The sequence below is a fragment of the Pseudomonas brassicacearum subsp. neoaurantiaca genome (genome assembly GCF_013608025.1).
Lineage (GTDB): Bacteria > Pseudomonadota > Gammaproteobacteria > Pseudomonadales > Pseudomonadaceae > Aquipseudomonas.
Genome location: NZ_VDLV01000010.1, coordinates 334,711 through 347,250 on the forward strand (window position 1 = coordinate 334,711; position 12,540 = coordinate 347,250).

The 12,540-nt window shown below is 61.4% G+C and carries 11 protein-coding genes; 6 read left to right on the forward strand and 5 right to left on the reverse strand.

Going from position 1 to position 12,540, the window contains the following annotated elements:
* Positions 1-63: 63 nt before the first annotated feature.
* Positions 64-1,224, reverse strand: a complete 1,161-nt coding sequence (gene algW, locus FHK92_RS08185; protein ID WP_181287605.1) for a Do family serine endopeptidase AlgW — start codon at positions 1,222-1,224, stop codon at positions 64-66.
* Positions 1,225-1,328: 104 nt separating this feature from the next.
* Between algW and FHK92_RS08190 the strand changes: the two genes are divergently transcribed.
* From FHK92_RS08190 to cysN, 3 genes are all read left to right on the forward strand, one after another.
* Positions 1,329-2,087 (forward strand): Nif3-like dinuclear metal center hexameric protein, encoded by a 759-nt coding sequence (locus tag FHK92_RS08190; RefSeq protein WP_181287606.1) that lies wholly within the window; start codon positions 1,329-1,331, stop codon positions 2,085-2,087.
* Positions 2,088-2,337: 250 nt separating this feature from the next.
* Entirely contained in the window at positions 2,338-3,255 is a 918-nt protein-coding gene (cysD, locus tag FHK92_RS08195; RefSeq protein WP_030139871.1) for a sulfate adenylyltransferase subunit CysD, read from the forward strand.
* 9 nt (positions 3,256-3,264) lie between these two features.
* Positions 3,265-5,163, forward strand: coding sequence for a sulfate adenylyltransferase subunit CysN (cysN, locus tag FHK92_RS08200; protein WP_181287607.1), 1,899 nt, complete (start codon positions 3,265-3,267; stop codon positions 5,161-5,163).
* Positions 5,164-5,329: 166 nt separating this feature from the next.
* Here cysN and FHK92_RS08205 read toward each other — a convergent pair whose 3' ends face one another.
* The 3 genes from FHK92_RS08205 to FHK92_RS08215 form a co-directional block, all read right to left on the reverse strand.
* On the reverse strand, positions 5,330-6,238 hold the full coding sequence (locus FHK92_RS08205; RefSeq protein WP_181287608.1) for an acyltransferase: 909 nt from the start codon (positions 6,236-6,238) through the stop codon (positions 5,330-5,332).
* Between the two features lie 3 nt (positions 6,239-6,241).
* Positions 6,242-8,341, reverse strand: coding sequence for a phosphate acetyltransferase (gene pta, locus FHK92_RS08210; RefSeq protein ID WP_181287609.1), 2,100 nt, complete (start codon positions 8,339-8,341; stop codon positions 6,242-6,244).
* Between the two features lie 89 nt (positions 8,342-8,430).
* On the reverse strand, positions 8,431-8,769 hold the full coding sequence (locus FHK92_RS08215; RefSeq protein WP_181287610.1) for a DUF3565 domain-containing protein: 339 nt from the start codon (positions 8,767-8,769) through the stop codon (positions 8,431-8,433).
* Between FHK92_RS08215 and FHK92_RS08220 the strand changes: the two genes are divergently transcribed.
* The 3 genes from FHK92_RS08220 to FHK92_RS08230 all read left to right on the forward strand — a co-directional run bounded on the left by FHK92_RS08220 (position 8,738) and on the right by FHK92_RS08230 (position 11,202).
* Positions 8,738-9,223 carry an FKBP-type peptidyl-prolyl cis-trans isomerase gene (locus tag FHK92_RS08220; RefSeq protein ID WP_181287611.1) on the forward strand — a complete coding sequence of 162 codons (486 nt, stop codon included), beginning with the start codon at positions 8,738-8,740 and terminating at the stop codon, positions 9,221-9,223. The two genes, FHK92_RS08215 and FHK92_RS08220, sit on opposite strands and share 32 nt — an antisense overlap.
* Positions 9,224-9,343: 120 nt before the next feature.
* Positions 9,344-9,826: a glutathione peroxidase gene (locus FHK92_RS08225; RefSeq protein ID WP_181287612.1), complete on the forward strand. Its 483-nt coding sequence runs from the start codon at positions 9,344-9,346 to the stop codon at positions 9,824-9,826.
* 272 nt (positions 9,827-10,098) lie between these two features.
* Entirely contained in the window at positions 10,099-11,202 is a 1,104-nt protein-coding gene (locus FHK92_RS08230) for an NADH:flavin oxidoreductase (RefSeq protein ID WP_181287613.1), read from the forward strand.
* Between the two features lie 113 nt (positions 11,203-11,315).
* On the opposite strand, the gene FHK92_RS08235 is transcribed toward FHK92_RS08230, so the two are convergent.
* Positions 11,316-12,491 carry a glycosyltransferase family 4 protein gene (locus FHK92_RS08235; protein ID WP_181287614.1) on the reverse strand — a complete coding sequence of 392 codons (1,176 nt, stop codon included), beginning with the start codon at positions 12,489-12,491 and terminating at the stop codon, positions 11,316-11,318.
* Positions 12,492-12,540 lie beyond the last annotated feature (49 nt).

Here is a 12,540-nt window from a genome sequence, read left to right on the forward strand (position 1 = left end):
GCTTCGCACTCAAGCGGGAGCAAGCTCCCTCGCCACAGAGGATTTTGGAAGGCTTGAAATTGCTTACTGCTCTTCCTTCGGCACCACCGGTGCTGGCGGTGGGCGCAGGCCAATCTCAGCCGTGAGCTTGAGTTCCTTGCCGTTGCGCATGACCTGGATCGTCACCTTGTCGGTGGGTTTGATCCGGGCCACCTGGTTCATCGAGCGACGGCCATCGCCGGCCGGTTCGCCGTCGATGCTCAGGATCACGTCGCCCAATTGCAGGCCGGCCTTCTGTGCCGGGCCGTCGCGGAAGATGCCCGCCACCACGATGCCGGGCCGCCCGGACAAACCGAACGACTCCGCGAGTTCCTGGGTCAACGGCTGCACTTCGATGCCCAGCCAGCCACGAATCACCTGGCCATGTTCGATGATGGATTTCATCACCTCCATCGCCAGCTTCACCGGAATGGCGAAGCCAATGCCCTGGCTGCCGCCGGACTTGGAGAAGATCGCGGTGTTGATCCCGGTGAGGTTGCCGTTGGCATCCACCAGCGCGCCGCCGGAGTTGCCGGGGTTGATCGCGGCGTCGGTCTGGATGAAATCCTCGTAGTTGTTCAGTCCCAGCTGGTTGCGACCAGTGGCACTGATGATGCCCATGGTCACGGTCTGGCCGACGCCAAACGGGTTGCCGATCGCCAGGGCCACGTCGCCGATGCGAATGCTGTCGGAGCGGCCGATGGTGATGGCCGGCAGGTTCTTCAGATCGATCTTCAACACCGCGAGGTCGGTTTCCGGGTCGCTGCCGATCACCCGGGCCAGGGTCTCACGGCCATCCTTGAGCGCCACCACGATCTGGTCGGCACCGCTGGTGACGTGGTTATTGGTCAGGATGTAGCCTTCCGGGCTCATGATTACACCCGACCCCAGGCTCGACTCCATGCGCTTCTGCTTGGGCGAGTTGTCACCGAAGAAACGCCGGAATTGCGGGTCTTCGAACAGCGGATGGTTGGGTTTGTTGATGACCTTGGTGGTGTACAGATTCACCACGGCCGGTGCGGCGGTGGTCACAGCGTCGGCGTAGGACACCGGTCCTTGCTGCACGGCCTTGGTTTGCGGCGCCTGCTGCAGGTTGACGTCAAGGCTGGGCAGCCCAACCCATTCGGGGTAGCGCTGGATAATCAGGAGAGCGACAAGCACGCCGGCCAACAGCGGCCAGCCGGAAAAACGCAGCGCCTTGAGCATTAAGCACGTCCTACAAAGGTTGCAGGCGGTATGAGACCGCCCATAATGTCGCGCATTATACGAGGCCGCGCGCGCCTCTGAACGGGATATTTAGGAGTCTTTTCATGGCCGTCGCCCTGAGCACCCTGGTCGAAGAAGCGGACCGTTACCTGGCGAGCAGCCGGATTGCCGATTACTGCCCCAACGGCCTGCAAGTCGAAGGCGCCCCCCAAGTGATGCGTATCGTCAGCGGTGTGACGGCCAGCCAGGCCTTGCTGGACGCTGCCGTGGAGGCCAACGCCGACCTGATACTGGTGCATCACGGGTATTTCTGGAAAGGTGAAAACCCCTGCATCACCGGTATGAAGCAGCGCCGGCTCAAGACATTGCTCAAGCACGACATCAGCCTGTTGGCCTATCACTTGCCGTTGGACTTGCATCCCGAGGTGGGCAACAACGTGCAATTGGCCCGCCAGTTGGACATCACCGTCGAGGGGCCGCTGGATCCGGATAATCCCAAGGTTGTCGGCCTGGTCGGTTCGCTGAACGAACCGATGACGCCTCGGGACTTTGCCCGTCGGGTCCAGGAAGTGATGGGTCGCGAGCCGTTGCTGATCGAGGGCGAGCAGATGATCCGTCGGGTTGGCTGGTGCACCGGTGGCGGCCAGGGTTACATCGACCAGGCGGTGCTGGCGGGAGTTGATCTGTATCTCAGTGGCGAGGCGTCGGAGCAGACGTTCCACAGCGCGCGGGAAAACGGCATCAGCTTCATCGCCGCCGGGCATCATGCGACCGAGCGCTACGGCGTCCAGGCGCTGGGTGACTACCTGGCGCGGCGTTTTGCGTTGGAGCATATATTTATCGACTGCCCAAATCCGATCTGACTCACCGACTATCCCCTGTGGGAGCGAGCTTGCTCGCGATAACGGCGGATCAGTCAACATTTGTGACTGACATACCGCTATCGCGAGCAAGCTCGCTCCCACAAAGGGCATTGCGGGGCCCGAACCACCGGGCATATCCATATGCTGTTTCGATCTAGTTGGCGCCCTGATTAGAAGAGGTCGCTGTGCTAGGATTCCCCGCTCGAACACGGCCCGCTGGCCGTTCATAAGAAAGCTTTCGTGAGTAGCCATGGTCGACAAACTGACGCATCTGAAACAGCTGGAGGCGGAAAGCATCCACATCATCCGCGAGGTGGCCGCCGAGTTCGATAACCCGGTGATGCTGTACTCCATCGGTAAAGACTCCGCCGTGATGCTGCACCTGGCACGCAAGGCGTTCTTCCCCGGCAAGCTGCCGTTTCCGGTGATGCACGTCGACACCCGCTGGAAATTCCAGGAAATGTACAAGTTCCGCGACCGTATGGTCGAAGAGCTCGGCCTGGACTTGATCACCCATATCAACCCCGACGGCGTGGCGCAGAACATCAATCCGTTCACCCACGGCAGTGCCAAGCACACCGACATCATGAAGACCGAGGGCCTGAAACAGGCGCTCGACAAGCATGGTTTCGACGCAGCCTTCGGTGGCGCCCGTCGCGATGAAGAGAAGTCCCGCGCCAAGGAGCGCGTCTACTCGTTCCGTGACAGCAAGCACCGCTGGGATCCGAAGAACCAGCGTCCGGAGCTGTGGAACGTCTACAACGGCAAGGTCAACAAGGGCGAGTCGATTCGCGTCTTCCCGCTGTCGAACTGGACCGAACTGGATATCTGGCAGTACATCTACCTCGAAGGCATCCCGATCGTGCCGCTGTACTTCGCCGCCGAACGTGAAGTGATCGAGAAGAACGGCACGCTGATCATGATCGACGACGAGCGCATCCTCGAGCACCTGTCCGACGAAGACAAAGCCCGTATCGTCAAGAAGAAAGTGCGTTTTCGTACCCTTGGCTGCTACCCGTTGACGGGCGCGGTGGAGTCCGAGGCCGAGAGCCTGACGGACATCATCCAGGAAATGCTCCTGACGCGAACTTCCGAGCGCCAGGGCCGGGTCATCGACCACGATGGCGCAGGCTCGATGGAAGATAAAAAACGTCAAGGTTATTTCTAAGGGGCTGTCATGTCGCATCAATCTGATTTGATCAGCGAGGACATCCTCGCCTACCTGGGCCAGCACGAGCGTAAAGAGCTGCTGCGCTTCCTGACCTGCGGTAACGTCGACGACGGCAAGAGCACCCTGATCGGGCGCCTGCTGCACGACTCCAAGATGATCTACGAAGATCACCTGGAAGCCATCACCCGCGATTCGAAGAAAGTCGGCACCACCGGTGACGATATCGACCTGGCGTTGCTGGTCGACGGCCTGCAGGCCGAGCGCGAGCAAGGCATCACCATTGATGTCGCGTACCGCTATTTCTCCACCGCCAAGCGCAAATTCATCATCGCCGACACCCCCGGCCATGAGCAGTACACCCGCAACATGGCCACCGGTGCCTCCACCTGTGACCTGGCGATCATCCTGGTGGATGCGCGCTATGGCGTGCAGACCCAGACCCGTCGCCACAGCTTCATCGCCTCGTTGCTGGGCATCAAGCACATCGTCGTGGCCATCAACAAGATGGACCTCAAGGACTTCGACCAAGGTGTGTTCGAGTCGATCAAGGCCGACTACCTGAAGTTCGCCGAAGGCTTGAAGATGAAGCCCACCAGCATGCACTTCGTGCCGATGTCGGCCCTCAAGGGCGACAACGTGGTGAACAAGTCCGAGCGTTCGCCGTGGTACACCGGCCAGTCGCTGATGGAAATCCTCGAGACCGTGGAAGTGGCGGGCGACCGCAACTTCACCGACCTGCGTTTCCCGGTGCAGTACGTCAACCGTCCGAACCTGAACTTCCGCGGTTTCGCCGGCACGCTTGCCAGCGGCATCGTGCACAAGGGCGACGAAGTGGTGGTATTGCCGTCGGGCAAGAGCAGCCGCGTGAAATCCATCGTCACCTTCGAGGGTGAGCTGGAACATGCCGGCCCAGGCCAAGCCGTGACGCTGACCATGGAAGACGAGATCGACATCTCCCGTGGCGACCTGCTGGTGCATGCCGACAACGTTCCGCCGGTCACCGACAGCTTCGAAGCGATGCTGGTGTGGATGGCCGAGGAGCCGATGCTGCCGGGCAAGAAATACGACATCAAGCGCGCCACCAGCTACGTGCCGGGTTCGATTGCCAGCATCGTCAACAAGGTCGATGTGAACACCTTGGAAGAAGGTCCGGCCAGCGCGTTGCAGCTCAACGAAATCGGCAAGGTGAAGATCGCCCTGGATGCGCCGATCGCCCTGGACGGTTACGAGAGCAACCGCACCACCGGCGCGTTCATCGTCATCGACCGCCTGACCAACGGTACCGTCGGCGCGGGCATGATCGTGGCGCAGCCTTTGGCCCATGGCAGCAGCACGCACCACGGCAAGCTGGCCCATGTGTCGGTGGAAGAACGTACCCAACGCTTCGGCCAACAGCCGGCCACGGTGCTGTTCAGCGGCCTGTCCGGCGCGGGCAAGAGCACGTTGGCCTATGCGGTGGAGCGCAAGCTGTTCGACATGGGCCGTGCGGTGTTCGTGCTCGACGGGCAGAACCTTCGTCACGACCTGAACAAAGGCCTGCCGCAGGATCGCAGCGGGCGAACCGAAAATTGGCGCCGTGCGGCTCACGTCGCCCGCCAGTTCAACGAAGCTGGCCTGCTGACCCTGGCCGCGTTCGTTGCACCAAGCGCCGAAGGGCGTGAACAGGCCAAGGACCTGATCGGCCGCGAGCGCCTGCTGACCGTCTACGTCCAGGCCTCGCCAGCGGTATGCGCCCAGCGTGATCCGCAAGGGCTGTACGCGGCTGCCGGGGATAACATCCCGGGCGAGTCCTTCCCGTACGACGTGCCGCTGGATGCCGACCTGGTGATCGACACGCAATCGCTGACGTTGGAAGAAAGCGTCAAGCAGGTGCTGGATCTGCTGCGCAAGCGTGGGGCGATCTAAGGCTCGCCGCTGTCACTAAAAAGCCCGCAGATGAGTGATCATCTGCGGGCTTTTTTTTGTTGTCTGGAAGGACGCCATCGCGAGCAAGCTCGCTCCCACAGGGGGTTGCTTTACCGCTGACCATTGTGGGAGCGAGCTTGCTCGCGATGAGGCCAGTGCAGTCCCCTCAGGACTTGGCGGGGTACTCGCGATGCATCTGCTCCAGCAGCGCATCCTTGTCCTGCCACAACTGGTTGATCCAACCCTGGAACTCCAGGCGATATTCCCCGTCCTGGTCGTAGCTTTTGCCAATGAATTGCGGCGGGATCGTCAGTTCCTGGAAATGCACCACCACTTCGCCAACGTTGCCGCAGAGCAGATCCCAATACCCTGGGCGACCGCCCGGATAATGGATGGTCACGTTGATGATCGACTCCAGTTGCTCACCCATCGCATCGAGCACGAACGCGATGCCGCCGGCCTTGGGCTTGAGCAAATAGCGAAACGGTGACTGTTGCTGCGCATGCTTGCCTTCGGTAAAGCGCGTGCCTTCGACGAAATTGAAGATGCCCACCGGGTTGTTGCGAAACTTCGCGCAGGTCTTGCGGGTGGTTTCCAGGTCCTTGCCTTTCTTCTCCGGGTGCTTTTCCAGGTAAGCCTTGGAGTAGCGCTTCATGAACGGGAAGCCCAGCGCCCACCAGGCCAGGCCGATCACCGGCACCCAGATCAACTCTTGCTTGAGGAAAAATTTCAACGGGCGGATGCGTCGGTTCAGCACGTACTGCAACACCATGATATCGACCCAGCTCTGGTGGTTGCTGGTGACCAGATACGAATGCTGGTAGTCCAGGCCTTCCAGGCCGCTGATGTGCCAGCGGGTAGAGCGCACCAGGTTCATCCAGACCTTGTTGTTGCTGATCCAGGCTTCATGGATGTGGCTCATCAGCCAGTCGGTGAAGCGCTGGGCGGCGGGGAAGGGCAGCAGTAGTTTGAAGATCGCCACGATGAACAGCGGTGTGCAGCAGGCGATGGTATTGAGTGCCAACAGCAGCGAGGCAATGACGCCGCGCAAGGGAACAGGCAGGGAATCGAGCATTGATCAAATATCCATGGGTCGGTTGGCGGCCTGGATCGCGGTCAGGGCGATGGTGTAGACGATGTCGTCGACCTGGGCGCCGCGCGGCAAGTCGTTCACCGGTTTGCGCAGGCCTTGCAGCATCGGCCCGAGGCTGACGCAGTCGGCGCTGCGCTGCACGGCCTTGTGGGTGGTGTTGCCGGTGTTCAGGTCCGGGAAAATGAACACCGTCGCCCGGCCTGCCACTTGGCTATTGGGCGCCAGTTGCCGCGCCACGGTTTCGTTGGCAGCGGCGTCGTATTGCAGCGGGCCGTCGATCAACAAACCGTGTTGGGCCTCATGGGCCAGCAGGGTGGCTTCGCGAACTTTTTCCACTTCTTCGCCACTGGCCGACTCGCCGCTGGAATAGCTGAGCATCGCCACCCGCGGCGTAATGCCGAACGCCGCCGCCGAGTCGGCGCTTTGCAAGGCGATTTCCGCGAGCTCCGCTGCGCTGGGGTGCGGGTTCATCACGCAGTCGCCGTAGACCAGGACTTCTTCGGGAAACAGCATGAAAAACACCGACGACACCAGCGAACAGCCTGGCGCGGTCTTGATCAGTTGCAGTGCCGGGCGGATGGTGTTGGCGGTGGAGTGGATGACACCGGAGACCAGCCCGTCCACTTCATCCAGCGCCAGCATCATCGTGCCGATCACCACGGTGTCTTCCAATTGCTGCTCGGCCATGGGGGCGTTCAGGCTTTTGCTCTTGCGCAATCTCACCATCGGCTCGACATAACGCTCGCGAATCGCATCCGGGTCGAGAATCTCCAACCCCGGCGGCAGTTCGATGCCTTGGGCGCGGGCCACTGCTTCGACGTCGGCCGGTTTCGCCAGCAATACGCAGCGGGCGATGCCCCGGGCCTGGCAGATGGCGGCGGCCTGGACGGTCAACGGCTCGCTGCCTTCGGGCAATACGATGCGTTTGTTCGCGGCCTGGGCACGCTGGATCAATTGATAGCGGAACACCGCGGGCGACAGGCGCATTTCCCGTGGCGTGCCGCAGCGCTGGTGCAGCCATTTGGCGTCCAGGTGACTGGCGACGAAATCGGTGATGATCTCCGCGCGTTCGCGGTCATCGATCGGGATTTCCTTGTTCAGGCCGTGGAGCAGGTTGGCGGTGTCATAGGAGCCGGTGCTCACTGACAACACAGGCAAGCCCGCCTGCAAGGCGCCACGGCACAGCTCCATGATGCGTGGGTCGGGCAGGGTGTCGCTGGTCAACAACAGGCCGGCCAGCGGCACGCCGTTGATCGCCGCCAGGCTCACGGCCAGGATGATGTCGTCGCGATCTCCGGGTGTTACCACCAGCACGCCGGGCTTGAGCAGTTCCACGGTGTTGCGCATGGTGCGGGCGCAAATGATGATATTGCTCATGCGCCGGGTTTCGTAGTCACCGGCGTTAAGCACCTGTGCGCCCATCAGGTCGGCCACGTCGCGGGTGCGCGGGGCATTGAGTTCGGGGCGGAACGGGATGCAGCCCAGCAGGCGGAAGTCGCCGCTGCGCAGTAACGGCGAGTGCTCTTTGAGCCGCGCGGTGAACGCCTCCATGCTCTCGTCGGTGCGAACTTTGTTCAGGATCACGCCGAGGACTTTCGGGTCCTTTGGCCCGCCAAACAGTTGCGCCTGCAACTCAACGCGACCGGACAGCTCCGTCAGCACTTCGTTTTCCGGCGCCGAGACCAGAATGACTTCGGCGTCCAGGCTCTTGGCCAGGTGCAGGTTGACCCGTGCGGCATAACTGGCGCTGCGGGTCGGGACCATGCCTTCGACGACCAGCACGTCCTTGCCGATGGCGGCCTGCTGGTAGAGGGTGATGATTTCTTCCAGCAATTCGTCGAGCTGGCCATCGCCGAGCATGCGCTCCACGTGGGCCAGGCCCAGCGGTTGCGGCGGTTTGAGGCCATGGGTACGGGCCACCAGCTCGGTGGAACGTTCCGGGCCGGTATCGCCAGGGTGGGGCTGGGCGATGGGTTTGAAGAAGCCGACTTTCAGCCCGGCCCGTTCAAGTGTACGCACCAGCCCGAGGCTGATGGAGGTCAGACCCACACCAAAATCGGTGGGTGCGATAAAAAAAGTTTGCATGCGGATTCTCTAAGGGTGCATGACGAGTGTCCTGTATTTGTGCGACAGGACACCAGGGCGCGACCTATGGCTGGTCATCTACCCACAATTCAGTCGCCAAGGTTATCGCTAACCGGGCCCTGAGCGCACCAGCCGCAATCAAAGGGCTGGCCTAATTTTTCAATACGTTGCACAGGGTCCAGCACCCAGGCCCTGGACTGCCACGGTGGCTGGTGGCGCAGATGCTGGGTGTGGCCGCAGGACAGCTCGGCGACCCAGTGGCCATCCTCATCCTGATGGAAACCCGTGACCGTTGGTCTGTTCGAGCTAGCCCGTTTGTCCGGGTTCCGTTCGCTTTCGGGCAAATCCTTGTTTAGACTTGTCCGTTCTTCATTCTTATGCAAAAGGTCTCGCCCCATGCTGATCGCCGCCAATAAGGCTGTCTCCATCGACTATACCCTGACCAACGACGCTGGTGAGGTCATCGACAGCTCTGCCGGCGGCGCTCCGCTGGTCTACCTGCATGGTGCAGGCAACATCATCCAGGGTCTGGAAAAAGCCCTGGAAGGCAAGACCACCGGTGACGAGCTGACCGTAGCCGTCGAGCCGGAAGATGCCTATGGCGAGTACTCCGCCGAATTGGTCAGCACCTTGAGCCGCAGCATGTTCGAAGGTGTGGATGAGCTCGAAGTGGGCATGCAGTTCCACGCTTCCGCCCCCGATGGCCAGATGCAGATCGTGACCATCCGCGACCTGGACGGCGATGACGTGACCGTTGACGGCAACCATCCGTTGGCCGGCCAGCGCTTGAATTTCCAGGTCAAGATCGTCGATATCCGTGATGCCAGCCAAGAAGAAATCGCCCATGGTCACGTCCATGGCGAAGGCGGCCATCACCACTGATTTCTGCGCTACGCTCAGGTAACCAGTGAACTGGAAAGGCGCCGTACGGCGCCTTTTTAGTCACTTGCTGTTAGCATCAACCACGGCTGTTTCGAAAAGATCTGCGAATTGGAGTTCGTCATGAGTGCTTTCCACGACCTGAAATTGAAAACCCTGGATGGTCAGGAGCTTGCTCTGGCGCCGTTCAAGGGGCAAGTCGTGCTGGTGGTCAACGTCGCCTCCAAATGTGGCCTGACGCCTCAGTACGCGGCACTGGAAAATCTCTATCAGCAATACAAGGCCCGAGGCTTCAGTGTGCTGGGCCTGCCCTGCAATCAGTTCGCCGGACAGGAGCCTGGAACCGAGCAGGAAATCCAGGAGTTCTGCAGCCTCAACTATGGTGTGACGTTTCCGTTGGCCAGCAAGCTGGAAGTGAACGGTCCTGACCGTCATCAGCTGTATCGCCTGCTGGCAGGCGAAGGGGCCGAGTTCCCGGGGGACATCACCTGGAATTTCGAAAAATTCCTGGTCGGCAAGGACGGCCGGGTGCTGGCACGGTTCTCGCCGCGTACTGCGCCGGATGATCCTGCCGTGATCCAGGCGATCGAGAAAGCGCTGTCCTAAGCCATACGCTGAGCCCTTGTGGCGAGGGAGCTTGCTCCCGCTGGGCTGCGTAGCAGCCCCGGCTTTTGGCGGTCGCTGCGCAACCGAGCGGGAGCAAGCTCCCTCGCCACAGGTCTTGCGTCCGGCAGTGCATACGGTTTAAGCCACCCCAACACGATCCTCCCACATCCTTCTAACCCTTAATCACTCCAATCAATAGTGCTACCCAGCGTTGCGGATGCTCCATATTATCGTCGTCATATCTGACTGCGACCCGTCCCGTGGAGAGCCCCATGCCTGTACAAGCCCTGTTCAAACCCTTTCATCTCGGCGCCCTCGAGCTGCCGACCCGGGTGGTGATGGCGCCGATGACCCGTTCCTTTTCGCCGGGTGGCGTACCGAACGCCAAGGTGATCGAGTATTACCGTCGTCGCGCAGCGGCCGGGGTCGGGCTGATCATCACCGAAGGCTCGACGGTCGGCCACAAGGCTTCCAACGGCTATTCGAACGTGCCGCACTTCTACGGCGATGCCGCGTTGGCGGGCTGGAAAGAAGTGGTCGATGCCGTGCACGCCGAAGGTGGCAAGATCGTTCCGCAGTTGTGGCATGTGGGCAGCGTGCGTCGCATCGGGACTGAGCCGGACGCCAGCGTGCCGGGTTATGGCCCGACCGAAAAACTCAAGGACGGCCAAGTGGTGGTCCACGGCATGAACCAGGCGGACATCGACGAAGTCATCGCCGCCTTCGCCCAAGCGGCCAAGGACGCCCAGGACATCGGCATGGACGGGGTGGAGATCCATGGCGCCCACGGTTATCTGGTTGACCAATTCTTCTGGGAAGGCAGCAACCAGCGCACCGATGGCTACGGCGGCAGCCTCGCCAATCGCTCACGTTTCGCCATCGAATTGATCCGTGCGGTGCGTGCGGCCGTGGGCGAGAGTTTCCCGATCATCTTCCGCTTTTCCCAATGGAAACAGCAGGACTACACCGCGCGCCTGGTGCAGACGCCAGAAGCGCTGGGTGAATTCCTCAAGCCTTTGGCGGACGCCGGTGTGGATATTTTCCACTGCTCGACACGTCGTTTCTGGGAACCGGAATTCGAAGGTTCCGAACTGAACCTGGCCGGCTGGACCCGTAAACTTACCGGTAAGCCGACGATCACCGTGGGCAGCGTCGGCCTGGATGGCGAGTTCCTGCAATTCATGGTCAACACCGACAAGGTTGCGCAACCGGCCAGCCTGGAAAAACTGCTTGAGCGCCTGAACAAGGAAGAATTCGACTTGGTCGCGGTAGGCCGTGCGCTGCTGGTGGATCCTGATTGGGCGCAGAAAGTGCGTGAAGGGCGGGAGCAGGATATTTTGCCGTTCAGTCGCGAAGCGTTGATGACCTTGGTTTAAGCGGCGCCTGATCCGCCGATATCGCGAGCAAGCTCGCTCCCACATTTGATCTTCAGCGCACTCATTGTGGAAGCGAGCTTGCTCGTGATGGCGACCTCAGCATTACCGAATAATCAAAGCATTGTCGGCGCGGCAGGCATTCCCTGCTCGCCCACACAAACGCCGCGCAACTGTGCCTCGAATTGCTCGACCACCGCCGCCCAGCCCTGGCGCTTGGCGTGCTGCCGCGCATTGAGCCGCACGCACCGCAAGGCCTCGTGCTCTTCCAGCAGCCAACGAGCGGCGTCGCAGAACGCTTCTTCATCCCCCGGCATTGCCAATACGCCGTTATAGCCATGGCGGATGTGTTGCGCCGCCGCAGCCTGATCGTAGGCCACCACGCCCAGCCCGGAGGCCAAGGCTTCCAGCACGACATTGCCGAAGGTTTCGGTCAGGCTCGGAAAAATGAACATATCCCCCGATGCGTAATGGGCGGCCAATGCTTCGCCTCGTTGTGCGCCACAGAAAATGGCTTCGGGCAGTTGCTGTTCGAGGGCGAGACGCTGCGGGCCGTCGCCGACGATGACCAATTGAATCCGTCGCGTCGGAAAAGCGTTGCGCAGCGTGTCGAAACTGCGCTTTAGCAGCCCCAGGTTTTTCTCCGGCGCCAAGCGTCCCACGTGAATGACCGCAATGTCGTCATCGCCCAGGCCCCAGCTCTCGCGCAGGGTGGCCGAGCGTTTGGCTGGATGAAACAGCTGGCTGTCGACCCCGCGCGACAACATCGCCACGCGCTCGAAATGCCGGCGCTCCAGCTCCAGGCGCTGGCTGTGGCTCGGCACCAGGGTCAGGCGGGAGCGGTTGTGAAACCAGCGCAAGTAATGGGTCAGCACCCGGCTCAACAATCCGAGCCCGTACTGTTGGGTGTATTGCTGGAAGTTGGTGTGGAAGCCGCTGACCACTGAAATGCCCAGGCGCCGCGCCGCTCGCAGGGCCGACAAACCCAGTGGCCCTTCGGTCGCGATGTACAGCACGTCGGGGCGGTGGCGTTTCCAGCGGCGCAGCAGCTTGTGCATCGAGGACTGCCCCCACTGCAACCCCGGGTACCCCGGCAACGGCCAGCCTCGACAGAGCAATAGCTGGTCGTCGCTGACTTGGCCGTGATCACCGGCCTGACGGGGGCGAATCAGCTCCACCCGGTGCCCGCGGGCACGCAAGCCCTCGTAGAGACGGCCGAGGGTGTTGGCTACGCCGTTGATTTCCGGCGCAAAGGTTTCGGTAACGAGGGTGACGTGCAGGTGTGTGGTCATGACCCCAGTGTCGACCGGGGCCGTTTCGTCATTGTGACGCCAGCATGAT

Coding starts and splice junctions, on each gene's coding strand:
- algW (WP_181287605.1), bottom strand. CDS start 1,224: ATGCTCAAGGCGCTGCGTTTTTCCGGCTGGCCGCTGTTGGCCGGCGTG.
- FHK92_RS08190 (WP_181287606.1), top strand. CDS start 1,329: ATGGCCGTCGCCCTGAGCACCCTGGTCGAAGAAGCGGACCGTTACCTG.
- cysD (WP_030139871.1), top strand. CDS start 2,338: ATGGTCGACAAACTGACGCATCTGAAACAGCTGGAGGCGGAAAGCATC.
- cysN (WP_181287607.1), top strand. CDS start 3,265: ATGTCGCATCAATCTGATTTGATCAGCGAGGACATCCTCGCCTACCTG.
- FHK92_RS08205 (WP_181287608.1), bottom strand. CDS start 6,238: ATGCTCGATTCCCTGCCTGTTCCCTTGCGCGGCGTCATTGCCTCGCTG.
- pta (WP_181287609.1), bottom strand. CDS start 8,341: ATGCAAACTTTTTTTATCGCACCCACCGATTTTGGTGTGGGTCTGACC.
- FHK92_RS08220 (WP_181287611.1), top strand. CDS start 8,738: ATGCTGATCGCCGCCAATAAGGCTGTCTCCATCGACTATACCCTGACC.
- FHK92_RS08215 (WP_181287610.1), bottom strand. CDS start 8,769: ATGGAGACAGCCTTATTGGCGGCGATCAGCATGGGGCGAGACCTTTTG.
- FHK92_RS08225 (WP_181287612.1), top strand. CDS start 9,344: ATGAGTGCTTTCCACGACCTGAAATTGAAAACCCTGGATGGTCAGGAG.
- FHK92_RS08230 (WP_181287613.1), top strand. CDS start 10,099: ATGCCTGTACAAGCCCTGTTCAAACCCTTTCATCTCGGCGCCCTCGAG.
- FHK92_RS08235 (WP_181287614.1), bottom strand. CDS start 12,491: ATGACCACACACCTGCACGTCACCCTCGTTACCGAAACCTTTGCGCCG.